General features: G+C 39.9%; 23 protein-coding genes and 1 other annotated feature. Of the genes, 18 read left to right on the forward strand and 5 right to left on the reverse strand.

From position 1 onward, the window contains the following. Positions 1 to 39: 39 nt before the first annotated feature. The 9 genes from M5A78_RS17635 to M5A78_RS17675 all read left to right on the forward strand — a co-directional run bounded on the left by M5A78_RS17635 (position 40) and on the right by M5A78_RS17675 (position 9866). Positions 40 to 1932 carry a methylmalonyl-CoA mutase subunit beta gene (locus tag M5A78_RS17635; RefSeq protein ID WP_248736595.1) on the forward strand — a complete coding sequence of 631 codons (1893 nt, stop codon included), beginning with the start codon at positions 40 to 42 and terminating at the stop codon, positions 1930 to 1932. Then, complete coding sequence (gene scpA, locus M5A78_RS17640; RefSeq protein ID WP_264760469.1) at positions 1913 to 4111, forward strand: methylmalonyl-CoA mutase; 2199 nt, start codon at positions 1913 to 1915, stop codon at positions 4109 to 4111. Before M5A78_RS17635 ends, scpA begins: the two co-directional genes overlap by 20 nt. Further along, complete coding sequence (meaB, locus tag M5A78_RS17645; RefSeq protein WP_248736596.1) at positions 4111 to 5235, forward strand: methylmalonyl Co-A mutase-associated GTPase MeaB; 1125 nt, start codon at positions 4111 to 4113, stop codon at positions 5233 to 5235. Before scpA ends, meaB begins: the two co-directional genes overlap by 1 nt. Before the next feature lie 112 nt (positions 5236 to 5347). Then, complete coding sequence (locus tag M5A78_RS17650) at positions 5348 to 5785, forward strand: BrxA/BrxB family bacilliredoxin (RefSeq protein ID WP_248736597.1); 438 nt, start codon at positions 5348 to 5350, stop codon at positions 5783 to 5785. Positions 5786 to 6037: 252 nt separating this feature from the next. Next, the gene (locus tag M5A78_RS17655) at positions 6038 to 6820 is read left to right on the forward strand and encodes a transporter substrate-binding domain-containing protein (protein WP_248736598.1); all 783 of its coding nucleotides are present in this window, start codon (positions 6038 to 6040) and stop codon (positions 6818 to 6820) included. Positions 6821 to 6906: 86 nt separating this feature from the next. Further along, complete coding sequence (locus M5A78_RS17660; protein ID WP_248736599.1) at positions 6907 to 7566, forward strand: amino acid ABC transporter permease; 660 nt, start codon at positions 6907 to 6909, stop codon at positions 7564 to 7566. Continuing rightward, complete coding sequence (locus M5A78_RS17665; RefSeq protein ID WP_248736600.1) at positions 7559 to 8281, forward strand: amino acid ABC transporter ATP-binding protein; 723 nt, start codon at positions 7559 to 7561, stop codon at positions 8279 to 8281. The genes M5A78_RS17660 and M5A78_RS17665 overlap by 8 nt, the downstream gene beginning before the upstream one ends. 59 nt (positions 8282 to 8340) lie before the next feature. Continuing rightward, positions 8341 to 9330, forward strand: coding sequence for an aromatic acid exporter family protein (locus tag M5A78_RS17670; RefSeq protein WP_248736601.1), 990 nt, complete (start codon positions 8341 to 8343; stop codon positions 9328 to 9330). 23 nt (positions 9331 to 9353) lie between these two features. Then, the gene (locus M5A78_RS17675; protein ID WP_248736602.1) at positions 9354 to 9866 is read left to right on the forward strand and encodes a L,D-transpeptidase; all 513 of its coding nucleotides are present in this window, start codon (positions 9354 to 9356) and stop codon (positions 9864 to 9866) included. A gap of 43 nt (positions 9867 to 9909) precedes the next feature. Here M5A78_RS17675 and prli42 read toward each other — a convergent pair whose 3' ends face one another. Continuing rightward, positions 9910 to 10008, reverse strand: coding sequence for a stressosome-associated protein Prli42 (gene prli42 / locus M5A78_RS17680; protein ID WP_223591515.1), 99 nt, complete (start codon positions 10006 to 10008; stop codon positions 9910 to 9912). A gap of 160 nt (positions 10009 to 10168) precedes the next feature. On the opposite strand from prli42, the gene mce reads away from it, so the two are divergent. From mce to M5A78_RS17700, 4 genes are all read left to right on the forward strand, one after another. Further along, on the forward strand, positions 10169 to 10582 hold the full coding sequence (gene mce / locus M5A78_RS17685; RefSeq protein ID WP_248736603.1) for a methylmalonyl-CoA epimerase: 414 nt from the start codon (positions 10169 to 10171) through the stop codon (positions 10580 to 10582). Continuing rightward, positions 10583 to 12133, forward strand: coding sequence for an acyl-CoA carboxylase subunit beta (locus M5A78_RS17690; RefSeq protein ID WP_248736604.1), 1551 nt, complete (start codon positions 10583 to 10585; stop codon positions 12131 to 12133). A 133-nt stretch (positions 12134 to 12266) separates the two neighbouring features. Further along, positions 12267 to 13388 (forward strand): tripeptidase T, encoded by a 1122-nt coding sequence (locus M5A78_RS17695; protein WP_248736605.1) that lies wholly within the window; start codon positions 12267 to 12269, stop codon positions 13386 to 13388. 139 nt (positions 13389 to 13527) lie between these two features. After that, positions 13528 to 14805 carry a DNA polymerase IV gene (locus M5A78_RS17700; protein WP_248736606.1) on the forward strand — a complete coding sequence of 426 codons (1278 nt, stop codon included), beginning with the start codon at positions 13528 to 13530 and terminating at the stop codon, positions 14803 to 14805. A gap of 46 nt (positions 14806 to 14851) precedes the next feature. Here M5A78_RS17700 and zwf read toward each other — a convergent pair whose 3' ends face one another. Then, positions 14852 to 16318 carry a glucose-6-phosphate dehydrogenase gene (gene zwf / locus M5A78_RS17705; protein WP_406603721.1) on the reverse strand — a complete coding sequence of 489 codons (1467 nt, stop codon included), beginning with the start codon at positions 16316 to 16318 and terminating at the stop codon, positions 14852 to 14854. A gap of 335 nt (positions 16319 to 16653) precedes the next feature. On the opposite strand from zwf, the gene rnz reads away from it, so the two are divergent. Then, positions 16654 to 17577, forward strand: coding sequence for a ribonuclease Z (gene rnz / locus M5A78_RS17710; protein WP_248736608.1), 924 nt, complete (start codon positions 16654 to 16656; stop codon positions 17575 to 17577). A 180-nt stretch (positions 17578 to 17757) separates the two neighbouring features. Here the strand turns inward: rnz and namA are convergent, their stop codons facing one another. The 3 genes from namA to proC form a co-directional block, all read right to left on the reverse strand. Beyond that, positions 17758 to 18777 carry an NADPH dehydrogenase NamA gene (namA, locus tag M5A78_RS17715; protein ID WP_248736609.1) on the reverse strand — a complete coding sequence of 340 codons (1020 nt, stop codon included), beginning with the start codon at positions 18775 to 18777 and terminating at the stop codon, positions 17758 to 17760. A gap of 74 nt (positions 18778 to 18851) precedes the next feature. Beyond that, positions 18852 to 19991, reverse strand: a complete 1140-nt coding sequence (locus M5A78_RS17720; RefSeq protein WP_248736610.1) for a glycosyltransferase — start codon at positions 19989 to 19991, stop codon at positions 18852 to 18854. A 59-nt stretch (positions 19992 to 20050) separates the two neighbouring features. Next, positions 20051 to 20896, reverse strand: a complete 846-nt coding sequence (gene proC / locus M5A78_RS17725) for a pyrroline-5-carboxylate reductase (protein WP_248736611.1) — start codon at positions 20894 to 20896, stop codon at positions 20051 to 20053. A gap of 100 nt (positions 20897 to 20996) precedes the next feature. Further along, positions 20997 to 21221, reverse strand: a binding site (T-box leader). 211 nt (positions 21222 to 21432) lie between these two features. Between proC and M5A78_RS17730 the strand changes: the two genes are divergently transcribed. The 4 genes from M5A78_RS17730 (at position 21433) to M5A78_RS17745 (ending at position 26399) form a co-directional block, all read left to right on the forward strand. Next, positions 21433 to 22395 carry an MBL fold metallo-hydrolase gene (locus M5A78_RS17730; protein WP_248736612.1) on the forward strand — a complete coding sequence of 321 codons (963 nt, stop codon included), beginning with the start codon at positions 21433 to 21435 and terminating at the stop codon, positions 22393 to 22395. 33 nt (positions 22396 to 22428) lie between these two features. Next, positions 22429 to 23226 (forward strand): SDR family NAD(P)-dependent oxidoreductase, encoded by a 798-nt coding sequence (locus M5A78_RS17735; protein ID WP_248736613.1) that lies wholly within the window; start codon positions 22429 to 22431, stop codon positions 23224 to 23226. Between the two features lie 253 nt (positions 23227 to 23479). Continuing rightward, positions 23480 to 24649, forward strand: coding sequence for a beta-ketoacyl synthase N-terminal-like domain-containing protein (locus tag M5A78_RS17740; RefSeq protein ID WP_248736614.1), 1170 nt, complete (start codon positions 23480 to 23482; stop codon positions 24647 to 24649). Continuing rightward, positions 24588 to 26399: an ATP-binding protein gene (locus M5A78_RS17745; protein ID WP_248736615.1), complete on the forward strand. Its 1812-nt coding sequence runs from the start codon at positions 24588 to 24590 to the stop codon at positions 26397 to 26399. Before M5A78_RS17740 ends, M5A78_RS17745 begins: the two co-directional genes overlap by 62 nt. Positions 26400 to 26516 lie beyond the last annotated feature (117 nt).

The following is a 26516-nucleotide window of genomic DNA, read 5'->3' on the forward strand; positions in this document are numbered from 1 at the left end:
TTTTATTTTAATTATGCACGCGGAAGGGGGCTGAGGAGTTTGGAAAAAATAAAGAATCAAACTTTTCCTTCAAAAACAATAACCGAATGGAAAACAATAGCAGAGACATCACTAAAAGGGAAAACGATTGAAGCATTAGATAGTATTACATATGAAAATATTATTTTGAAACCGCTTTATTCCCTACATGACGAGCAGCCAGTTTCAGTATATCCAGGTGGTTCAGATTTTAGAAGAGGTATATACCCACTTGGATATATTACAAATGAATGGAAGATAGCCCAGCATCTTACCTATCAAACAGCGGAAGAATTGGAAGAGAATTTTCTTCATGCATTTGAAAAAGGGCAATCTGCTATCTCATTTGAGGTTTCGAAGAATTTGTTTGAAACAAATAAAAGCTTTTCAAATGTAATAGCAAAATTATTTTCTCAATATCCGTTTGCCATTAACGCAAAAGATTTCCAGTCTGGGTTTCTGGATCTATTGAAAAAAATAGCCGATAGAGAAGGATCTGCTGACAAAATCAGCGGATACATAGGCTCTGATCCAATTGCCCAATTTGTAGAAGAAGAGTTTATTTCCGAGGAATTTTTCAATGAATGGGTAAAGAACATTCAACAGTCAAATGAAAAATTTTCAAACTTACAGACGATTTTAATTGACACTGTTCCCTATCATAATGGTGGGGCGAATGCTGTTCAAGAGCTCGGAATCGCCATGGCCGTAGGGGTTTATTATCTCGAAAAGATACAGGGAACCGGAATGGAATTGGAAGAAATCCTTGAGAAAATGATCTTTCAATTTGCCATTGGAGGCAACTTTTTCATGGAGATTGCGAAACTCCGGGCCGCACGGGTACTTTGGAGGCGTATTACTGATGCATATGGTGTAAAAGGTGATGCGTGTGGAATGCATATAGCTGCTGAAACTTCTTCCTTTACAAAGACCGTTAATGACCCCTATGTAAACCTTCTTCGTGCTGGAAATGAAGCATTTGCTGCTGTAATTGGGGGCGTGCAATATTTACATGTGAATTCATTTGATAACCTTACTGGCTCTACCCTTTTTTCTGAAAGAATTGCTAGAAATACACAACTACTTTTAAAAGAAGAAGCACACCTGAAAAAAGTTATTGATCCTGCAGGTGGTTCTTGGTATGTGGAAGAATTAACTAACCAGCTGGCCGAAAAGGCTTGGAGATACTTTCAGCAAATCGAAGCTAATAGCGGTATTCTTGAAGTATTAAAATCTAATTGGCTGCAACGGGACATAGCTGCTGTATATGAAAAAAAGAACAAAGATATTCAAACTAGAAATCATAGTATTGTTGGAACAAATGTCTATGCTAACTTGAATGAAATGGTCCCTGAAAAGAAACGATTGAAGAAAAAACCATATTTTGTTGGTGTGGACACTTCATTAATAAAAATAGAGGCAATCCCACAACGGAGATTGGCAGAACCATTTGAAGAATTGCGAATTAAGGCCAACCAATTGGCGAAAAAAACAGCAGGGCACCTGCCATTAGTTGGGATGATTTGTCTTGGTGAGCTAAAACAACATAAAGCAAGGCTTGATTTTATGAAAGGTTTTCTTGCGGCAGGTGGAATTAAAACACAAGAAAGTATGCCTATCTTAACAGTAGAGAATGCTAGACAATTTGTTTCAGAACAACCTTTTAAATACTTTTGCTTTTGCGGAACAAATGACCAGTATGAAATGGTGGGTCATGAAATCCTAACTATTTTAATAGCTGAATATCCTGAACGGATTTTTTACTTTGCGGGACTCCCTGAAAAGGAAAAACAGACCCAGTGGAAGGATGAAGGGATTAAGCAATTTATCCATATAAAAAGCAACTGCTATGAAATTCTTGCAGAAATCCTTAATGATTTGGAGGTGAGCTCGGTTGAAGAAACAAAAGCCTGACTTTCAAAATATTTCATTGTTTGATAAGCATCAATCCATGACAAAAGAGGAGTGGCGGAAAAAGGCAGAAAAAGAAATAGATGGCTCTATTGACGATTTACTTTTTGAAACAAATGAACAAATCTTCTTAAAACCGCTTTATACAAAAGAAGACCGGGAAGAATTAGAGCATCTTGATGATCTTCCAGGGCTCCCGCCATATACAAGAGGGCCTTATCCGACGATGTATGTCAATCGTCCATGGACTGTCAGACAATACGCAGGTTTTTCAACGGCTGAGGAAAGTAATGCCTTTTATCGCCGCAATCTCGCCATGGGGCAAAAGGGATTGTCGGTTGCCTTTGATTTAGCCACCCATCGCGGCTATGATTCTGATCATCCGCGCGTGGTTGGGGATGTCGGGAAAGCGGGTGTAGCGATTGATTCCGTTCTCGACATGAAAACTCTTTTTGACGGAATTCCACTAGATCAAATGTCTGTGTCGATGACAATGAATGGGGCGGTGCTTCCGATTCTAGCCTTTTTTATTGTAACGGCCGAAGAACAGGGAGTCAGTCAGGAAAAGCTATCCGGAACAATCCAAAATGACATTTTAAAGGAATACATGGTTCGTAATACCTATATTTATCCGCCAGAAATGTCGATGAAAATAATTGCTGATATCTTTGAATATACCTCCAAATACATGCCAAAGTTTAATAGTATCAGTATATCTGGCTACCATATGCAAGAGGCCGGGGCACCGGCAGATTTAGAATTGGCTTACACATTAGCTGACGGTCTGGAATACGTAAGGACAGGCCTTAAAGCGGGAATCGAAATCGATTCATTTGCTCCGAGGTTATCGTTTTTCTGGGCAATTGGGATGAATTACTTTATGGAAGTGGCCAAAATGCGGGCAGCCCGATTGATTTGGGCAAAAATGATGAAATCCTTCCATCCAATAAACGAAAAATCGTTGGTATTACGTACCCATTCGCAAACATCTGGCTGGAGTTTGACGGAGCAGGATCCATTTAACAATGTTACTAGGACACTGATTGAAGCGCATGCGGCGGCAATGGGTCATACGCAATCGCTTCATACTAACGCCTTAGATGAAGCGATTGCCTTGCCAACCGATTTCTCCGCTCGAATCGCCCGTAATACACAGTTGTTTTTACAAGAAGAAACAGGGATAACAAATGTAATTGATCCCTGGGCTGGCTCTTATTATGTTGAAAAGCTGACTGATGAATTGGTAAAAAGAGCTTGGACACATATCGAAGAGGTCGAAGGTCTCGGGGGAATGGCGAAAGCGATTGAAACAGGCCTCCCGAAAATGAGAATTGAAGAAGCGGCAGCAAGGAGACAAGCCCAAATTGATTCCGGAAAAGAAACAATCATTGGTGTTAATCGTTACCGTTTAGAGAAAGAAGAAGCGATAGATATTTTGGACATTGATAATACAGCGGTCCGCTTAAAGCAACATGAGAAATTAAATTCCTTAAAGGCAGGTCGTAATGACCATAAAGTGGAGGAAGCCTTAACGCTCTTAACAAATGCTGCAGCAACAGGTGAACAAAATCTATTAGAGCTTGCGGTTCAGGCAGCGCGTGCAAGAGCGACATTAGGTGAAATTTCTGATGCTATTGAAATGGTCGCTGGCAGACATAAAGCAATTATCCGCTCGATAAGCGGTATTTATAGTACTGCTTTTAACAATGAAGAGGAAATCACTGAAGTTCAAAAAATGTCCGATGAATTCCTGGAAAACGAAGGAAGAAGACCAAGAATTTTAGTGGCGAAAATGGGCCAGGACGGTCATGACCGCGGTGCGAAAGTAATAGCCACCGCATTTGCAGACCTTGGTTTTGATGTGGATATTGGTCCATTGTTCCAGACTCCGGAAGAAACAGCTTTGCAGGCGGTTGAAAATGATGTCCATGTGATTGGAATGAGTTCGCTTGCTGCCGGTCATAAAACATTATTGCCTCAGCTTGTGGCCGAATTGAAAAAGCTTGGTCGTGAAGATATTCTGGTTGTCGCTGGCGGAGTCATTCCTGCCCAGGATTATCAATTCTTATATAATCACGGTGCAGCCGCCATCTTTGGACCTGGTACCATTATTCCGGTTGCAGCTCAAAGGGTAATCAAGGAGATTTATAAACAACTTGGGTATGAGGAAGTGTCGCAATAATGGCTGCGGATCAAAAACCGGAGTGGAGCGATCTGAATAACCCTGGAAATTGTTCAAGTATAGTTAGAAAAGGACAGATGCAAGAAGGCCAAGCAGTTTCAATTCAAAAAAACATCCACTTTCAAAAACGTAGAAACAGCGAACCAACTGTTGAAGAACTTTATGAAGGGGTTCTTAAAGGTGATAGGAGTCTACTTGCAAGAGCCATCACCCTAGTGGAAAGTAACGCCGAGCAGCATTTCAAAAAAGCACAGGCGCTCCTTCAAAAACTATTGGCTCATTCTGGTAATGCCATTCGTATTGGCATTACTGGTGTCCCAGGTGCAGGCAAAAGCACTTTTATTGAGGCCTTCGGGAGCTATTTGTGTGACCATGGGCATCGGGTAGCAGTCCTGGCAATTGACCCAAGCTCAAGTATAAGCGGCGGCAGTATTCTGGGGGACAAAACGAGAATGGAGCAATTGGCGAGAAACCCAAGAGCTTTCATCCGCCCCTCACCTACTGCTGGGAAGCTTGGAGGGGTTCATCGAAAAACAAGGGAATCGATGCTGATTTGTGAAGCGGCTGGCTTTGATGTGATTTTAATCGAAACGGTTGGAGTTGGCCAAAGTGAAGTCATTATTCGAGAGATGGTCGATTTTTTCATGCTGCTCGTGCTGACAGGAGCAGGGGATGAACTGCAGGGAATGAAAAAAGGAATCATGGAACTAGCAGATGCGATACTCGTTCATAAAGCAGATGGAGAAAACAAACCTAAAGCTGCACAGACAAGAAATGAATATAACCGCATCCTCCACTTCTTGCAGCCTGCTACAAAAGGATGGGCAACAAAGGCCTATACATGTTCATCTAGGACTCAGGAGGGTATCAGTGAAATCTGGAGGGTAATACAATCCTTCGAACAAACGGGGAAAACTTCAGGAGTGTTTGATAATAGAAGGAAAATCCAAGCACGGGAATGGCTTTATTCCATGATAACCGACCAACTTCAATTTTATTTTTATCATCATAGCGGTGTAAAAAGTACGCTGCCCAAGCTGGAAAATGAAGTGATTGCCGGGGAAACGACTGTTGCTGTAGCAGTTGCAACTTTATTTAATACCTTTTTATCCCCAAAAGATTGAAGCTGCCGTTTCTGGCAGTTTTTTTCATAGGTTAAAAATGATTTCATTTGAAAAAAACACATTTTAACTGTTATGATGTAGTTATATACGTAACATGAAGGAGTGATTTTTTATGAGCATGGATTTTAACCTTTTCATGAATGATGTGGTTAATCAGGCACGTCAAGAAATCGTGTCTGCTGGGTATAAAGAACTTAAAACATCTGCGGATGTGGATGAGGCCCTTACACAAAAAGGAACAACGTTAGTAATGATTAATTCTGTTTGTGGCTGTGCTGGTGGTGTTGCACGTCCTGCGGCAGCATTTGCTGTTCATTATGATAAACGTCCTGACCATCTTGTTACCGTTTTTGCCGGGCAGGATAAGGAAGCAACTGAAACTGCAAGAAACTATTTCACCGGCTATCCGCCATCCTCTCCTTCCTTTGCACTAATAAAGGATGGTAAGATTTGCTCAATGGTCGAAAGACATCAAATCGAAGGCTTCGATCCTGCGACAGTGGTTTCAAGATTGCAAAAGCAATTTGATGAATATTGTGAAGAATTTTAATACCGAAGCAAGAAAAGGGTCAATCTCCTAAAGGGAGCTTGGTCCTTTTTTGTTTGGAAAAAAATACTTTAAAAAAACATAAACGAATTTTTAAAAATATATTTGCATAATTATTAGTTTGTGTTAAAATTCAATACATTGAATAATTATTAATAAAACAAACTATCTATCTTGAAAATCTTGAATTAGTCACTCTAACTTTGATGGATATTCGAAGTTGTAATTTTCAGATAAATTATAGGGGGAAAACAAATGAAAAAGGCAGTTATTTTAATCTTGACGATGGTGATGTCTGTAGGTTTACTTGCAGCCTGTGGTACTAGTGATAATGCCAACAAGAAAAGCGGGGATAAGAAGGTATTGGTAATGGCTACTTCTGCTGACTATCCGCCATTTGAATATGTAGAAACAAAGAAAAGTGATGACATTATTGGTTTTGATGTCGATTTAGCAAAAGCAATTGCAGGTAAGCTAGGATATACAGTAAATGTTAAGGATATGGATTTTGGAGGGTTAGTACAATCGCTTAAATCCGGACAAGCTGATCTTGTACTTGCCGGAATGACACCTACTGAAAAAAGAAAGAAAAACGTTGATTTTAGTGATATTTATTATACAGCACATCATTTGATTATTTCGAAAAAGGATAGCGGCATTGAGAAGCTTGAGGACTTGAAAGGAAAGACAGTCGGGGTACAACTTGGTTCGATACAAGAAGGTAAAGCTCAAGAAATCAATAAACAAATTCCGATAAAAATTGAAAATCGGAATCGTATTCCAGACCTTATTCAAGAGATGAAATCTGGACGTTTTGATGCTGCCATCATTGAAGATACAGTCGCAAAGGGCTACTTTGAGAAAGAAAAAGATTTTAAAGGCTTTACGATTAGTGATGATCCAAATGAAGCGGGTTCAGCGATTGCCTTCCCGAAAAATAGTGAATTAACGGCCAAGTTCAACAAGGAGTTAAAGAAAATGAAAGAAAACGGTGAGCTCCAAAAATTGGTTGTTAAATGGTTCGGCGGAGAGAAATAATTTTTCATAATCTTGAGGCGTTTGGAAGAAATTAAACTTCTAGGCGTCTTAAGTATTTTTTAAAAAACAGAAAGGACGGGTATTGAATGAACTTAGATTTTACGCAATTCATACCATCCATGCCATATATTTTAAAAGGAATTTTGGTCACGTTAAAAATAGTTATTTTAGCAGGGATAATCGGGTTTATTCTTGGTATTATCTTATCCTTATTAAAGATTAGTTCTATTAAAATTCTTGGCTGGTTGGCTGATGCCTATACCTCCATTTTCCGTGGTACACCACTAGTTTTGCAGTTAATGTTAATTTATTTTGGTTCGCCGCAGGTAATTGGTTATCAAATTGAACCATATACAGCAGCCGTTTTATCGTTTGCACTAAATTCAGGTGCCTATATTTCAGAAATCATCCGTGCTGGAATTCTAGCTGTTGATAAAGGCCAGCAGGAAGCGGCAATAGCGTTAGGTGTTCCCTACGGGAAAATGATGTGGGACATCATTCTACCTCAGGCCCTTAAAAATATCCTACCAGCACTAATGAATGAATTTATCACCCTAACAAAAGAATCTGCGATTGTCACAACGATCGGGGTTATGGATATTATGCGCCGGTCCTATCAAGTAGGAGCAGAAAATTACTCGTTTTTTGAACCATTATTAATTGCCGGTTTAATCTATTATCTAATGGTAATGACCTTGACCTTCTTAGGAAAAGCGCTTGAAGGGAGAATGAGACGCAGTGATTAAGGTAGAGAATCTGTATAAAAATTATGGCAAGCTTGAAGTGTTAAAGGGTATCTCGACGACCATACAAGCAGGAGAAGTCGTAGCAATTATCGGCCCTTCAGGCTCAGGAAAATCGACCTTCCTGCGCTGTCTGAACTTACTCGAAAACCCAACCAAAGGGGGTGTTTGGATAGGAGACCAAGATGTCACAGATAAAAAGACAAACATTATGAAGGTAAGGCAAAAGGTAGGCATGGTCTTCCAGCACTTTCACTTATTTCCTCATAAAAATGTTTTGCAAAATCTTACTTATGCTCCAATGAAGGTAAAAGGGTTATCAAAGGACAAAGCGGAAAAAATCGCCTTTGGTCTATTAGAGCAAGTAGGCTTATCGGAAAAGGCAAACGAATTTCCAACAAGATTATCTGGGGGACAAAAGCAAAGGGTAGCGATTGCTCGTGCATTAGCAATGGAGCCAGAGGTTATGCTTTTCGATGAACCAACATCGGCACTCGACCCGGAAATGGTAAAAGAAGTACTAGAGGTTATGAAATCACTCGCCCATACAGGGATGACCATGGCGATTGTCACACATGAAATGGGCTTTGCCCGTGAAGTAGCTGACCGGGTGCTATTTCTCGATGGTGGAGTGTTAGTGGAGGATGCCTCGCCAAAGGAATTTTTTACTAATCCAAAAAGCCAAAGGGCACAGGATTTCTTGCAAAAAATGCTATAATAAGGATATGCTAAAGATGGTCTTGCTGATCATCTTTTTACTTTTTAGGGAGAAATTTTATGAAATTTTCGATTGGATACCGGACAATCAAAACCGCCGCAGGCACAGCTGCTTCCATCTTTATCGCGCAGCAGCTCGGGCTTGACAACTTTGCTTCGGCAGGTATTTTAACAATTTTATGTATTCAGGTGACAAAAAGGAGATCGCTTCGTACGGCATGGGATCGATTTTTAGCCTGCGTTTTAGCTATGCCCTTTTCTGCCATTTTTTTTGAGGGAATCGCCTACCATCCAATTGTGATTGGGTTGATGCTGCTATTCTTTATTCCGACGCTTGTTATGCTTAAGGCAAAAGACGGTGTTGTGACAAGCAGCGTTATCATTTTGCACATCTATATGGCCCACAAAATATCATGGGCAAACTTTTCAAATGAGCTTGGGGTTATTACAGTGGGAATTGGTGTAGCTCTTCTCATTAATCTTTATATGCCGAGCGTTGATTACAAACTAAAGGACTATCAGAGAAAAATCGAGGGGAATTTCAAGATCATTTTTGCTGAGCTAGTTCGTTACTTAAGAACTGGTGATAGCAATTGGGACGGGAAAGAGATTACCGAAAGTGCCCGTTTGCTCGATGAGGCAAAAATGTTGGCATTAATAGATGTCGAAAATCATTTTTTAAGGGAAGAGAATATTTATTTTCATTATTTTAAAATGAGAGAAAAACAATTTGAAATTATCGAGCGGGTTTTACCAATTGTGACCTCCATTACCAATACGGTAAAGCAAGGGAAAATGGTCGCTGACTTTCTTGAGGAACTTTCTGAGAATATACATCCTGGAAATACAGCGTATATTTATATTGATAAATTAAGTGAAATGAAAAAGGAATTTGAAGAAATGGAGTTGCCAAAAACAAGAGAAGAATTCGAAACTCGGGCAGCACTACTGCAATTAGTAAATGAAATGAATGACTATCTTATCATAAAAAGTTCCTTAAAAACGAAAAAAATGAAAGTGAATGAAAGGAAGCAATTTGAGGGAAACTAGGAAAAAAAAGGCAGGTGGATGTTTTGATAAAAATCTTATCGCCGATCCTGATGACTTTTTTCCTCTCCCCCCTTTGGCCGCTTGGGCCGAATCCTGTTCCTGGTGACCCGTTTGTTATTGTCAACAAAAGTAGCAATGAAATGGCTCTTATTAGTGAAAATAAAGTCCAAACGGTTGTAAGCGTAGGTACCGGTATAACACAGGAATTAACGCCGGAAGGTCTTTTTACGATTACCGTAAAGGCAAAGAATCCTTATTTTCGAAGAGCAAATATTCCAGGTGGAGACCCAAAGAATCCACTCGGGGCTAGATGGATTGGCTTTGATGCTATGGGAACTGACGGCAGAATCTACGGTATTCATGGAACGAATCAGCCTGCTTCAATTGGAAAATATGTCTCACAGGGCTGTATCCGTGCCCAGAATGAGGTTGTTTCCTCGCTATTTCCATTAATTCCATTAGGAACAAAAATATTAGTCATCTCTTCAAAAAAATCATTTGAGAAGTTGGCACATGAAAAAGGAGCAATTGAATAAAGGAAAAGGGACTGTTCAATTTCGAACAGTCCCTTTTTTATGTTTATCGAATGAATTGTCCAATTCCTATTAGGAGGGTTGAGGCAAGCATAGCAAAAAGCATTAAATAAACAACGATTTTACGATTTTTCTTTTTAGACATAAGGAGTACCTCCCTTTTATCAAGTAATTTATATATATTGTACAGGGAAAAGCTCAAATGGACAACGGAACTACTTAGCAATTTTGGGAAGGATTTATGAACTTTTTACCGAATACAATAATTGTCGAATTAATTTTAATATTAGAACAGAGGGGTAAACATGATTAAGAAAGTCGACCATATTGGAATTGCCGTGAAATCTCTTGAAAATACACTTCCTTTTTACACGGATGTATTGAATCTTCCATTGTTAGCTATAGAAGTGGTTGACAGCCAAAAGGTCAAGGTTGCCTTTTTGCAAGCAGGTCAAACAAAAATAGAACTTCTTGAGCCGACATCGGAGGAAAGTACGATTGCCAAATTTATCGAAAAACGAGGTGAAGGTATTCACCATGTGGCCCTTGGTGTGGATTCAATTGAAGAAAGAATTACTGAAATGAAGGAAAAAGGCATCCGTATGATTGATGAACAGTCACGGCTTGGGGCAGGAGGAGCCCATATTGCCTTCATGCATCCAAAATCGGCATCAGGTGTTTTATACGAACTATGCGAGAAGAAAGGGATGAAGGGGTAAATGATAGACATTTATGAAAAGATCAATGATTTGTATGATAAGCGCAGAGAGGTTGAGCTCGGCGGCGGCGATGCGCGAATTGAGAAACAGCACGAAAAGGGGAAATTAACTGCTAGAGAAAGAATTGAACTTTTAGTAGACAAAGGAACGTTTGTCGAGCTAAATCCGTTCATTGAGCACCGAACCAATGATTTTGGACTTGATGAGCAAAAAGGACCAGGAGACGGAGTCGTGACCGGTTTTGGAAAAGTAAACGGCCGTTCCATTTATTTGTTTTCACAGGACTTTACGGTTTTTGGTGGTGCATTAGGGGAAATGCATGCGAAAAAAATTGCCAATGTTATGGATTTGGCTGCTAAAAATGGTACACCTTTTGTCGGCCTTAATGATTCTGGTGGAGCTCGGATTCAAGAAGGTGTTGTTTCTCTTGATGGATACGGGCATATTTTTTACCGGAATGCCATTTATTCTGGTGTGATTCCACAAATCTCAGTGATTATGGGGCCGTGTGCCGGCGGGGCTGTTTATTCACCTGCGATTACCGATTTTGTGTTTATGGTCGAAAAAACAAGTCAGATGTTTATAACAGGTCCAAAAGTGATTGAAACGGTAACAGGTGAGAAAATTTCTGCAGAAGACCTTGGTGGGGCAAATGTCCATAACTCCATTAGTGGAAACGCCCATTTTCAATCGGAATCAGAAGCGGAGGTTTTGCAAAATGTCCGCAAGTTGCTGAGTTACCTTCCACAAAATAATGAAGAAAAGCCGCCGAGGCTTGAAATAGAGGATGAAAATGATTACCGACCGGATTTAACGGATGTGATTCCATTTGATGCCGTTCGCCCATATGATGTCCGTAAAGTCATTGAACAAGTCACAGATGCGGATTCGTTTATGGAAATTCAAAAGAATTTTGCAAAAAATATCGTTATTGGATTTGCACGTATCAAGGGAGAGACGGTAGGTCTAGTCTGCAATCAGCCAAAGGTAATGGCGGGTGGCTTAGATATTGATTCATCAGATAAAGCAGCTCGATTTATCCGCACCTGCGATTCATTTAATATCCCTATCCTCACATTTGAAGATGTAACAGGCTTTTTCCCAGGAGTTAAGCAGGAGCATGGGGGAATTATCCGCCACGGAGCGAAGATTTTATTCGCTTATTCTGAAGCAACAGTGCCGAAGCTGACGGTTATTTTAAGAAAGGCCTATGGTGGTGCCTATGTTGCGTTAAACAGTAAGTCTATTGGTGCCGACTTAGTATTTGCTTGGCCAAATGCGGAAATTGCCGTTATGGGTCCTCAAGGAGCAGCCAATATTATTTTTGCTAAGGAAATAAATAATAGCGAAGACCCTGAGTTAACAAGACAACAAAAAATTGATGAATATCGGGAGAAGTTTGCAAATCCATATGTGGCTGCCAGCAGAGGAATGGTCGATGATGTTATCGACCCTCGGGAAACAAGAATAAAAATTATTCAAGCCTTGGAAATGTTAAAGAATAAAAAAGAGTCGCGGCCATATAAAAAACATGGAAATATACCACTTTAATCTGGGTTTGCCTGCTCTTTCATTTGATGATTGGAATAAGAAAGAGGTATACTGAAATAAGAAAAGTGAAAGTTCCTTGCTTAGGAGCTGAAGCTGGACAATAGTGAGTACATAAACATGGAGGGTCAATAAAATGGTCAATCAAGAACGTCTTTTGAATGAATTTTTAGAACTTGTGCAAATTGACTCAGAAACAAAATTTGAGACTGAAATTGCAAAGGTATTAAAGCAAAAATTTACCGATTTAGGTCTCGAAGTTTTTGAAGACGATACTACTGCTGTAACGGGACATGGTGCCGGGAACTTAGTTTGCTCACTTGCAGCAACTAAAGAGGGTGTTGACCCGATTTATTTTACCTGTCATATGGATACCGTTACTCCAGCCAAAGGTGTGAAACCATCGATTAAAGACGGCTATATCGTTACCGATGGCACAACAATCTTAGGTGCTGATGATAAAACAGGTATTTCTGTTATGCTTGAAACCATTCGTATTTTAAAAGAACAAAATCTTCCGCATGGTTTGATTCAATTTGTAATCACTGTCGGAGAAGAGTCCGGCTTAGTTGGTGCAAAAGCGCTTGATTCTTCATTGATGAAAGCGAAATATGGCTATGCGCTTGATAGCGATGGTTTGGTTGGAAATGTTATCGTCGCTGCTCCTACCCAAGCAAAAGTAAAAACGGTTATTTACGGAAAAACAGCTCATGCTGGTGTGGCACCTGAAAAAGGGGTTTCCGCGATTACGATTGCAGCAAAATCAATTGCGAGAATGCCGTTAGGAAGAATCGATCATGAAACGACTGCCAATATTGGCCGTTTTGAAGGGGGGCAGGCAACCAATATTGTTTGCGACCGCGTCGATATTTTAGCAGAAGCACGTTCTCTGATCCCTGAAAAAATGCAGGCTCAGGTCAGCAAAATGAAAGATGCGTTTGAAACGGTTGCTGCCGAAATGGGAGGTAGAGCCGAAGTCGACGTCGAAATCATGTATCCTGGTTTTAAATTCGGCGAAGGGGACCTCGTGGTTGAAATTGCTCGCAAGGCTGCTGCAAAAATCGGTCGTAGCTGTGAACTACAGCATAGTGGGGGCGGCAGTGACGCTAACGTATTTGCTGGTTTCAACATTCCAACGGTGAACCTTGCTGTTGGTTATGAAGAAATTCATACAACAAACGAACGCATGCCGATAGAAGAGTTGTATAAGTTAGCAGAAATGACATTAGCGATTATCGATGAAGTCACAAATCAATAACGATGATAGGAAGGAGAACCTGACTTAAGGTTCTCCTTTTTGGTGTCCTTGTTTAATAAAAGCTAAAGTTATTAATGTGCATCGGATATCTGATGTTTTGTTATACTTAAAGGACAAATGTTTTATGGGGGTGTCCGCTGTGAAGGAAATGTATCCGAAAAATGGACGAGTCATTTTGCATGTTGATATGAATAGCTTTTATGCATCGGTTGAAATGGCCTATGATCCTACACTTAAGGGAAAACCTTTAGCGATTGCGGGAAACGTGGAGGAGCGTAGAGGAATTATTGTTACCTGCAGCTACGAAGCAAGGAAATTTGGCGTAAAAACAACGATGCCCCTATGGGAAGCAAAAAAACTTTGTCCACAGTTGATTGTAAAGAGGCCCAATTTTGATCGTTACCGTGCCGCATCAATTGGTATGTTTGAAATCTTAAGAAAATATACTGAGCTTGTTGAACCAGTTTCGATTGACGAGGGCTACATGGATATAACTGAAAGCTTTGAGTTTGGCAGTCCAATTGAAATCGCCGGAAGTATTCAAAAAAGAGTTCTTGAACAGCTGGATTTACCCTGCAGTATTGGTATCGCCCCGAATAAATTTTTAGCGAAAATGGCGTCAGATATGAAGAAACCAATGGGTATAACCGTCCTTCGTAAGCGTGATATCCCAATAGTGCTTTGGCCATTGAACACGAACGAAATGCATGGGATTGGCAAAAAGACAGCTGAAAAGCTGACAACGATTGGAATTTACACGATAGGTGATATAGCTAAAGGCAATGAAGTTCAGCTTAAAACGCTTCTTGGAATCAATGGAATTCGAATTAGAGAGAGGGCAAATGGAATCGATCAACGGGCAGTCGATCCAGAATCGATTGAGGAATTTAAAAGTATTGGCAATTCCACAACCTTGCCGAAGGATGTTAGCAATCAACAAGAGCTCTTCCAAGTGCTCGAATCGTTGGCGGAAACGGTTTCGATAAGGCTGAAGCGGAAAAATGTCCTAGCCTCTTCTCTAGGAATAACGATACGTTATAAAGATCGAAAGACAATTACTAGAAGTAAAAAACTTTCCAACCCACTAAATCATAAAGACGACATGGCAACAATAGTCAAGCAGATGTTTTTAAAATCCTGGAATGGAGACTCCGTTCGCTTGTTAGGGATTACCGGTAATGAATTAGTTGACCATGATCATGCTTATAAACAGTTAGATTTGTTCTCCTATGAAAAGGATGCCAAAAAAGAACCCCTGCTTAAAACTCTTTCCAACCTTCGTGAAAAGTATGGGAAAAATATCATTGAAAACGCCGGTTCACATAAAATTGATTCCGCTCATAATGTTGGGACCGGAACTAGCTTTAATAAGGATTTTCTACGAAACTTTCCCGAAAAAAATAAAGAAGATGAGTAAATAGCTCCGCTTTGCTGTAAAACAAAGTGGAGCTATTGTTATATACTTATTTACAAATATCCACTTCTAAATCTGTTACAGGCCACCAGAAGTAGCCGTCTTTTTCTAAAAGTTCATCTGTTTCTTTTGGACCCATTGTCCCGGATTGATAATTCGGGAAGCTTTCTTTTGTTTTTTCCCATACCTCTGAAATTTTATCAACAAACGCCCAGGAATAGGCGACTTCGTCCCAATGTGTGAAATTAGTGGCATCGCCCCGCATGCAATCGAAAAGAAGCTTCTCATAGCCTTCAGGAGTGTTCATCGCATGAATTCCTGTATTGGCAAAGCTTAGTTTTACCGTTTGTGCATCCAGATGACCGCCCGCCTTCTTAGCGTTCAGATGAAGGGTAATGCCCTCTTCCGGCTGAATATGAATCACAAGGAGGTTGGGATTCAGCATTTTTTCCGTTTGATAATATAAATTCATCGGAATATCTTTAAATTGAATCACAATTTTGGTTGATTTCGTTGTCATTCTTTTACCAGTTCGAATATAAAAAGGAACACCGGCCCAACGGAAATTATCAATCATTATTTTCCCCGCCACGAAGGTTTCAGTATTGGACTCTTTGTCGACCATTGGTTCATCACGATACTTTGGAACCTGTTCATCCTCTATTGTTCCCTCACCATACTGACCACGAACAAAAAATTGATTCACTTCTTCCCCATCAACTGTTCGAAGTGCCCGAAATACTCTTACTTTTTCAGAACGAATTTCATCGGTTGTTAGTTTGATGGGTGGTTCCATCGCAAGCAATGCGACCATTTGCATCATATGGTTTTGCAGCATATCCCTTAAGGCGCCACTTGACTCATAATATCGCCCCCGTTCTTCAACACCGAGAGTTTCACTCGAGGTAATTTGAATATTAGAGATGTAGCGGTTATTCCAAAGTGGTTCAAAAATGGCATTGGCAAAACGAATCACTTCGATATTCCGAACCATTTCTTTTCCTAAATAGTGGTCGATTCGATAAACCTCTTCCTCGGAAAATGCCGTTCTAATTTGTTTATTTAACTCTTTAGCAGATGCTAAATCATGTCCGAATGGTTTTTCAATGACAAGCCGTTTATATCCTGTTACATCTGTCAATCCGTCTGATTTAAGATGGAGGGCAATTGGACCGAAAAATTCTGGTGCCATGGCAAGATAAAAGATGCGGTTGCCTTCAAGTTTATAATTCGTATCAATTTCATCGGCAAATTTTTTTAATGAAACATAAGAGTTTGAATCCGCCACATCATGTGATTGATAGTAAAAATGGGAGACAAATTCATCCAAATTATCCTTATTCCCTAAGGCAGATAAAACAGAGTCTTTTACAGACTGTTGAAACTCATCATTAGAAAGGGGCCTTCTTGCAACACCAATCACGGCAAATTTATCTAATTTATTCTTCGAAAATAATCGATAAAGGGAAGGGAACAGCTTCCGTTTAGCCAAATCGCCGGTAGCTCCAAATATCATAATTAATGAAGTCATGTTTTGCTCCACGTTTGAAACCTCTCTTCGTATGCATATTTTTGCTTATGTATTTTTCGATACAAATAATAGTTTATCTGTTTCTTTTAGATTTCACAAAAGTATTGATTTGCATGTAACAAATAAAAACAAACATGAGGTTCACCTAAATCGTGTAAAAAACGAGTTTTTTACACTACAATTGGATATACGGATTCGTTTTTGTGGCTCTCCACCCCATTTCCACACAATAGTGGAAAAGGGCAGAGAGAAATTGAGAGGAGTTTGTGCTATATTTATCCATAGATGATTAAGGAACGGTGAAGAGAGGAGTTTTGTTTGTGGACATATTTTTCTTAGGAACGGGTGCAGGCATGCCGGCAAAGCTGCGCAATGTTACGTCAATTGCATTCAAATTACTTGAGGAGCGGGGGGCTGTTTGGCTGTTTGATGCCGGTGAAGCCACGCAACATCAAATTTTACATACTTCGATAAAACCACGGCGGATAGAAAAAATTTTTATTACCCATCTTCATGGTGATCATATTTACGGACTGCCTGGTTTGTTATCTAGTCGTTCATTTCAAGGTGGGGAATCAGAGATAACGGTTTATGGTCCGAAAGGGATTAAAGAATATCTTCATGTTAGTCTTTCCGTAAGCCAGACTTATTTAAAATATCCGTTGAAGGTTACCGAAATCGATGAGGGCGTTATTTTTGAGGATGACCAGTTTACGGTGGAGGCTCGGTTGCTTGATCATGGAATTCCTTCTTTTGGCTATCGGATTGTAGAAAAGGACAGGCCTGGTACCTTGCTTGCTGATAAGCTGATGGAAGCAGGTGTTCAACCGGGCCCGATTTTTAGAAAAATAAAAAATGGTGAGGTTGTCACACTTGAAGATGGCCGGGTGATCGAGCCGAGTAAGTTTGTTGGACCTGAGCAAAAGGGAAGAGTTGTGGCGATTCTTGGGGATACAAGGTACTGCGAAAGGTCGATTTTGTTAGCCAAGAATGCTGACCTTTTGATTCATGAAGCAACCTTCTCCAAAGGGGAGGAGAAGTTGGCCTACGATTATTTTCATTCAACGACCCATCAGGCTGCCGATATTGCGAAGCAGGCGGATTGTAAACAGCTGTATCTGACTCATATAAGCTCGCGTTACGATCGAAATGCCTGGCGAGAATTAGTAGATGAAGCAAAGGAAATATTTCCGAATACGGACATTGCTGAGGATTTTAAAGAAATAAACATACCACTCAAGTGAAATAAAAAAGCACTCACCAATTTTGAACTGCACCCTCATTGTTAGACAAATTCTAACAATGAGGGTGCAGTTCAGTTTTCTGGTAAGTGCTTTTTTACGTTTTATACTATTAGGATTTATATCGGAATTTTAGAATTGTCCAGGGCAAGAGCCCTAGCGACTAGAGTGTTCGTGCTTTTCTTATACCCAGCCGCGTTCGTATTGTTTTGGTGCTTCTATGCTAATGCCCAATTCTTTTGCGGCTGTTCTCGGCCAGTAGGGGTCACGCAGTAATTCACGAGCTAGGAATACTAAATCCGCTCGATCATTTTGTAAAATTTCCTCAGCCTGGATCCCTGAAGTGATTAAGCCGACTGCACCAGTTGAAATGTCAGCACCTTTCTTAATCGTCTCAGAATAGGGTACCTGATAGCCTGGATAGACATGAATAGGTGCTGGAACAACTGCTCCTGAGCTTACATCAATTAAATCGACACCTTGCTCCTTCATCCACTCAGCAAAAGTTATGTAATCTTCGGCAGTTAATCCTTCTTCATGATAATCATGAGCAGAGACCCTTACAATTAACGGACCGTTCCAAACCGTTTTAACGGCATCAATCACTTCACGGAGGAGGCGGTAGCGGTTATCAGTGGACCCTCCATATTCATCACTTCTTTTATTTGAAAGTGGGGAGAGGAATTCGTTAATCAAATAACCGTGCGCACCGTGAATCTCAATCACATCGAAACCAGCTTTGGCGGCACGTTCTGCTCCTGTTTTAAATGCCTCCACCGTATCGGCAATATCCGTTTTTGTCATTTCCTTAGGTGTTTTCATTTTTTCATTGAAAGGTAATGCGGAAGGAGCCAAAATTTCACCTTCTAACACTGCTTTTCGGCCGGCATGGGCAAGTTGAATTCCCATTTTGGCTCCGTGCTCTTTTCCCAGTGCGACAAGCTCTTGGAAACCGTCAACATGGTCATCGCTCCAAATGCCTAAATCTTGCGGCGAAATCCTCCCCTGAGGTGTTACCGCCGTTGCTTCGACGATGATGAGGCCAACCTGGCCAACTGCTCTACTTGTGTAGTGGGTGCGATGCCAGTTTTGCACATGCCCGTCTTCGTTATGGCTGGAATACACGCACATTGGGGACATGACAATTCTGTTTTTTAAGGTGACACCCTTTATCGTAAAGGGTGAAAATAATTTTGCTGGCATTTGAAAACCCTCCTATCATTAATTACCCACTAATAGTATAGCAAATGGAGTAAAAATAATGTGAAATCTAGCTTTTATTCCTTCTCCCTAAGCTCACTTAAGCGGTAGGTTGTACCTCGCCAAACAATTCCTTCACGTCTAAAAGTAAGATAGCTAGCCCGCATTATGGAATAAATAAACAGTAAAGCCGTAATCGGAAAAACAAGAAACAAGGCAGGTGAAAAAACGGTCATTCTCCTAATAATCATTACATACAATATTCCGCTTGCGATAATATTCCCTAAGCTTAGGAGGGCAACCATTTTATCTGCTGAAAAAACGGTTAAAAACGGAAGAACATGGGTGACAAATACACCAAAGACTGAAAAAAACACCATGCTGATTCGATAATTTAATCCAGCAAATGTGTTTTTTTCAAGCCCGACCAAGGCCTCTTTCAAACTTCCATACCATTCGACCTCAATAAGCTGAAGTGCGGTAACAATTCTTTGCCGATAACCAGCTTTTTTCATTTTCATTCCCAGTTGCAAATCATCATCTGGCCTCATTTTAATCCTTTCATGTGTTCCAAACGCTTCATAGGAGGCTTTTGAAACAAGGTTGAATGCTCCAATACCAGTTCCTGTTTTTGACTTAGGATTATTCGCTAACCACGGACGCTTAAAATAGGAAAATCCGAAAAGAAAAAAAGCGACAAACGATTTTAGCCAAAAACGATTTGCATTTAAGTTGGGGGCTGCGGTTAAATGATCGAGCTGGTACCTCTCAAAATAATGCAGTGCTTTAGCAAATGCTTCCTTTTCATATTTAACATCGGCATCCGTAAACAATAGCCACTTTCCTGAAGCTTGAAGTGTCCCTTTATACAGTGCATGATTTTTTCCAAGCCACCCTTCAGGCAAATCAGCTATATGGAGCACTTTTATTCTTGAGTCAATGGTTGCTAATTCGTCGATAATTTTTCCGGTTTCATCATTGGAGCGGTCATTTACCAGAATCCATTCGACATTTTCATATGTTTGTTTCAGTTGACTCAGAATACTCATCTTAATTTGCTTTTCTTCATTTCGTGCGGCAACAATCACTGATAACAATGATCCATTTTTAAGACCTTCTTCTTTTTCAAGGGAATCTATATTTTTTAATCCAAACAGTGCATCAAAGATAAATACAATCCAAACAAGAATGCCTAATGTGTATAAAACGGTTAGCATGGTTCACACTTCCCAGTTTTTTAATCCTAGTTTAATGGAACATACGGGAAAATTCCAATTTAATACGGTAAATTGGATGTCTCAAGCTGTGAACTTAATGCAGCACCCATTTTTTTAGATTGGGCAGTTGCTGCTTTAATACAAGAAATAAACGCTTGCTGAACTCCGTTTTCCTCTAGAATCCGTATTCCTGCCTCTGTTGTTCCTCCAGGGCTAGTTACTTCTTTACGCAGCTCTGTTGCTGATTTGCTGGATTTTTTCACCATCTCTGCTGCTCCCAGTAGTGTTTGCACAATTAATTCACTGGCCATTTGCTGATCAAGGCCGACCTCAACGGCACTTTTTTCCATCGCTTCGATAAGATAATAGATATAGGCAGGTCCGCTTCCGGATAGCCCTGTTACGGCATCCAACTGCTCTTCTTCAACAAAAGAAGTTAAGCCAACTGTTCCAAAGAGGATTTTTGTTGTTTCTATTTGCTGATCGGTAACACGATTATTTACCGCAACAGCAGTTGCTGATTTGCCAACAGCGGCTGACGTGTTTGGCATTGACCTTACAATCGCAAGCGGTATTCTTGCTAAAGCTTCAATCGTGCTCATGGATACACCAGCTAAAACAGAAACCACCAGCATTCGCTCAGATAAGTATGCTCGAATTGATTGAATGGCAGTTGCTGCATCCTTTGGCTTCATCGCCAACATTACAAGGTCCGCGCCGTCGAAAAGAGCATTTAAATCATACGTACTTTGGACACCATATCGTTCGCTAAGATTAACCAGTCTTTTTTCATTTGAATTGTTTGTCACCCAGATATTTTTTCTATCAATTACATCGTTTTCTAGAATTCCAGAAATAAATGCTTCAGCCATTGACCCTGCGCCAACAATCACCATTTTTTTCATAAATGTTCCTCCTTTTTTTCTAATGTCTAGTTCCAGCACCCAGTGGCTAGTGTACTTCGCGCCTCCGCTTTTCTTAAAAAAACAAAAAGACCCTTCATCCATAAAGGACGAAAGGTTTAGATTCCGCGGTACCACCTTCATTTACCTTGATTTTTAAAAAATTACCAAGGCTCACTCGACTCCGATAACGCCGGATGTGCGTTAGGTTTTCCTAAATGCTCCTAAGGTAGGTTCAATGATTAAGAGGGCGGTGAAGTCTCTCAGCCTTTTGAACTTCACTCTCTATCGCCATTTCTCATTTACTGGCCTTATTCATCGCTTTCAATCAAATCAAATCAAATTTTAATTGTGATTATGCAAGATGAACAGCCAGTCTGTCAAGAGGAATATTTACAGAATTTTTTGTTTTTTAAAAATAAACTATGCAGAAATAATGACAATGGGTGAAAAAATCGCTACACTTTATTTTATATAGTAATTGTCAAAAAATGTTCACATGATTTCTTTATCCAACAATAAGGTTAGGAGTTTTTTGAATGACAGAATGGAAAGACGGAATAGCCAAGATTACCTTACCAACTCCTTTTCCGGTCGGGGATGTAAATGTTTATTTGGTTCAAGGAGAGCGGTTAACGCTTGTTGACACAGGGGTGAAAACGGAAGAGTCATGGAATTCACTTACAGAGCAAATGGCTGATTTACATTTAAGCCCTAAGGATATTGAGCAAGTGGTTCTTACTCATCATCATCCTGACCACGTGGGGATGCTCGACTTTTTCCCTGATTCATTAGAGATTTATGGTCATCCGCTGAATGAAAGATGGATCCATCCAACTGAAGCCTTTTTTCAAGAACAAGAGGATTTTTTTGGAGTTCTTTTTCACGAGTTTGGGCTGCCTAAGGAATATTTTCCCTTGCTTTCTAAGTTAAGAAAAACATTGAAGTATTCCTGTAATCGTTCACTGACTGGACATCTCGTTGAAGGGATGATCCCTCTTGGGCTTAGTGAGTGGCAGGTTATTGAAACACCTGGTCATGCCCAAAGTCAAATTGCTCTTTTTCGGGAACAGGATGGAATATTGATTGGCGGTGATCTGATCTTAGCACATATCTCACCGAATCCATTGCTCGAGCCTCCTGTGCCTGGTGGAAAAGAAAGACCAAAGCCACAGTTGCAACATAATGCTTCAATGAAGAAGCTATTGTCTTACCCGATTCAATGTGTCTATACGGGGCATGGCAAAGAGGTTTACAGGTTAGCAGATCTGATTGAAAAAAGACTTTCGCGACAGCATGAGCGGGCGATGACGGTCAACAACTGGCTGAAAGAAGAGCAACTCACCGTTTTTGAAATCTGCAAACGCCTATTTCCGTCTGTCTATCAACGCGAACCGATGTTAACGATGTCAGAAACAGTGGCCCAGCTTGACTATTTATCATCCATCGGGGAAATTATTAGTAAGGATAGTCAGCCCATGCTATATCAAGCGAAGTCTTAAGACGAACGGGGCCAACTCAGATGAGGTGTTAAAATGGTAAGGGAGCAATTAAAAGGGAAAAATATTGTCATTACCGGTGCATCCGGAGGAATCGGTGCGGAAATCGCCAAGCTATGTGCGGCAAGCGGGGCGAGTCTCGTCTTGCTGGCGCGGAGTATTGATAAGCTGCAGCAGCTGCAGTCCGAACTGCAGCAAAAGCATCAAGTGAAAGTGGATGTTTTCCAGCTTGATGTGTCTGATACAGAAAAAGTGCAAGCAGTTTTTGAACAAATTTTTGAGAAAGTTGATCAAATAGATATCCTTGTAAATAATGCCGGCTTTGGGGTATTCCGTGAAGCCCATGAAGCAACCATGGATGAGATCAAAGGGATGTTTGACGTAAATGTGGTTGGGCTAATGGCATGCACAAGCATGGTCTTGCCAAAGATGCGTGCACGTCGTTTTGGCCATATTATTAATATAGCTTCCCAGGCTGGTAAAATTGCTACCCCAAAATCGAGTGTCTATTCAGCGACGAAGCACGCCGTACTTGGCTATACGAATTCACTGAGGATGGAGCTTGCCGATTATAATGTCATGGTTACATCGGTAAATCCAGGTCCAATTGCCACCAACTTTTTTAATATTGCCGATGAAAAAGGTACTTATGTAAAAAATGTACAGCGGTTCATACTCCAGCCTGAATATGTCGCTCGGAAGATCGTTGATAGCATGCTGACGAAAACAAGGGAAATCAATCTACCGCGTTGGATGAACATGGGAAGCGCGGTGTATGTTCTCTTTCCACGATTGTTTGAGCGAATTGGTAAGAAGGTGCTTAACCGAAAATAGGGGATTTTTATAATCTTATACTTCGTAAGAACTTTTAAAATTTTGCTGTCTTTAAAATAATTCTTTAATTTTTTTACTTTGCTTTAACCATCTGAAATATTCAAAAAAGGGCCTCTCCGAAATACGGAAAGGCCCTTACTATTATTCCGATGAATGACTAGTCGCTTTTGGAAAAAAAAATTATCAATTCCAAAATCTATGAAATGAGTTATAATTTTGGTAGATTAATAAACTTTAAAGGGGCAGCTTAAAATTGAAGGTATTGATAACTGGTTATGGCATTAAAGCTCCGAAAATTCAATCTGCTACAGATTTTAAATTTGTTTTGGAAAGTGGAAAAGTTATTTCAAAAAAAGTGCAATTTATGAATGGCTTGCAATTGGTGTGCGGGGTTATTGATGAAGACTTATCAGTACTTGAACCAAGAGTGTTGAAAAGATATCCAAGGACCTCACAGTTGGCTATTTCAGCTTCCTACGAAGCAATCGAGATGGCTACTCTTACAAACAATATCAAGGATAAAAAAGTTGGCGTTATTATTGGTACCTCGGGAGGAAATATTGCTGAAGTGGAAAAGTTCAGCCTGAGACTCAATCAATCCAATCAAATTTCTCCCTTTGGAATAGGAAAAATGAACACAAACAGCCTGTCTACATCTGTGAGTTCCTTTTTCGAGTTGAATGGGATGTCATTAACTTTAAGCAATAGCTGTACAGCAAGTACTGACGCGATTAACTTAGGTAAAACATTAATTGAAGCGGGTTCACTCGATATTTGTATTGTCGGTGGAGTAGAAAGTACGTTAACGGATGTTGTGGTGCATGGTTTTTCTAAACTCCGGCTCACGGCGAGGGAGTTAGATGAATCCGTGGCAGGCGGACCTTTTTCAGATGACAAAGGTTTTGTCTTATCTGAAGGAGCTGGCATTCTTGTACTCGAAAGTGAACAATCTGCAAAAAGCAGAAATGTGAACATTAAAGGTTGGGTAGAGGGGGCCTATATGAACCAGGATGGCATCTCTATCTACCACTCTGACTCATCTGGATCCAAGATGCTTGAAGCAATAAAGCAATGTTTAAATGGACAGATTCCCACCTATGTGAACAGCCAGGCTCTCGGCATAAAGGAAAATGACCGGATTGAGGCTCTCGTACACAAAACGATGTTTGGAAACTCTGTTCCCATTACTTCCATCAAAGGAATGACTGGACATTTTCTAGGTGCAACCGGAGCTATTCAGGCGATTGCCAGCTTAATCAGCTTAGAAAATAATTTTATTCCTGCAACAATTAAATCCAATCCTGAACAATATTCGGATGTGCCCATTGTGACCGAAATAATTTATGGAGAGGTTAATAAGGTTGCTATCACCTCCCACGGGTATGGCGGCAACAACTCGTGTTTATTACTTTCAAAAATGTAGAAGGGCTGTTTATCCATTGGAATTTATCCTATTGTTTTCAATATCATTAATCCCGCTTTTCTGTGGGATCATCATTTTTTGGGGAAACAAAATTGCTTTAGCTAAGTCGATAGCTTATTTTTTATTTTTCTTATCCATTTGGCAGATTGATATAGCGTTTTTATATGCGCAGGATTATTTATCAAAACCGACCATTGATTTTCTTTTCAGACTTTTCCGCTTTGGTCCTATTATGATCATGCCTTTGTTATACTATATAGCTTTTTGCATATTCAAAACCGGACTTGCTAACAAAAACATTAAGAAGCATCATAAACTATTATTTAATAAGTGGATATTCTATTTCGTCCTGTTGTTTAGTTCGGTTGTTTACGCTGTGAACTTTACTTCCTACGGAGTTTCCGAGTTAAATTTGATTCATGAGTATCCATCATTTCCAGCCCACTATATTCCAATCTACAGTACTTTAAACATTACATTTGATTTAAATATTATTCTCGTCTTTGTTCATTCATTCTTACTGCTGTTTATTTGCCAAAAAATCTCAGATGGGAAAATAAAGGAATTTTTACGATCACTCGTTTTTGCTTCGTTATTTATCTTTGTTAACGGGATTTTAAGTGGATTTTTGGTCTTACCGTTATTCTTTTCGATCTTAAATACGATTTGTGCGGCGATCATTCTATTCGCAGCCTACTTTGTTCTTCAAAATGCAACGATCGAAAAAATGAATCAGGAATTAAAAGAGGAAAGAAGATTTTTAGAAATTATCTTAAATATCAATCCTAATTTTATTTATGTTAAAGACAGTAATGATCAGCTCGTTATCATAAATGCAGCCCTTGCCGAACTTTGTAATAAGAGTTCAGACGAGATGATCGGTGTAAAAGAAAACAAATTCAATCAGGAAGTTCTTTTTATTGAGGAAGAGAAGGACTCTAATGAAACAGTTATCCACTGCAATGGGGGAATGCGAATCGTTGAGTGGCAATTTTTACCCATTTATTTCAAAGGTAATCATGACCATACTCTTTGTCTTGGCACCGATATCACGAAAAGGAAAAAAGAAGAAGAGATGCTGGTGAAGTCCGAGAATTTAAGAGTACTCGGTGAAATGGCAGCGGGAATTGCCCACGAAATAAGAAATCCTCTTACGTCGATCAAAGGTTTCATTAAACTATTGGATCAAAGCGTTTTCGATTCCAATGAGAAGTATTATTTGTCCATAATTTCAGATGAAATTGACCGGATTAATGATGTGGTTGGAGAATTGCTATTTATCGCTAAGCCTCAGGCTTCAGGCCAAACAAGTAAAATAGTAAATATCGATAAAGTGATTCACGATGTGAAAATTTTACTGGATTCTACAGCACTGCTTATCCAAGCGTCTATCGAGATTCAAACAAAAGGAATTTTAAAAACTTCCGCCATAGAAGAAAAGCAGGTAAAGCAAGTATTAATTAATATTCTCAAAAATTCTTTAGAGGCTGTGTCAAAGAACGGGAGGATTAGAATTAAATCGGAAGAAATTCAAGAAAACAGAATGAGAATTCGAGTGATTGATAACGGCGACGGCATTGCGAAGTTTAAGTTACAAAAGTTAGGTGAACCTTTTTATACGACAAAAGAACGGGGGACAGGTTTAGGTCTTACGGTATGTTTTAAAATCCTAAGAGAAAATAATGGGAACATTGTCATTCGAAGCAAAGAAGGAATCGGAACGATCGTTGATATTATTTTGCCGAAATAGTTTTGAATATTGCGGTTACTTACAATTTATTAAGATTTCTGGGTCCATAATACAGCCGCACAGTGAATTTTTCATTAGTGCGGTTTTTTGGCTAATAGGAAAGGATAAATTTACACA

Source organism: Neobacillus rhizosphaerae (assembly GCF_937468385.1).
Lineage (GTDB): Bacteria > Bacillota > Bacilli > Bacillales > Cytobacillaceae > Neobacillus > Neobacillus rhizosphaerae.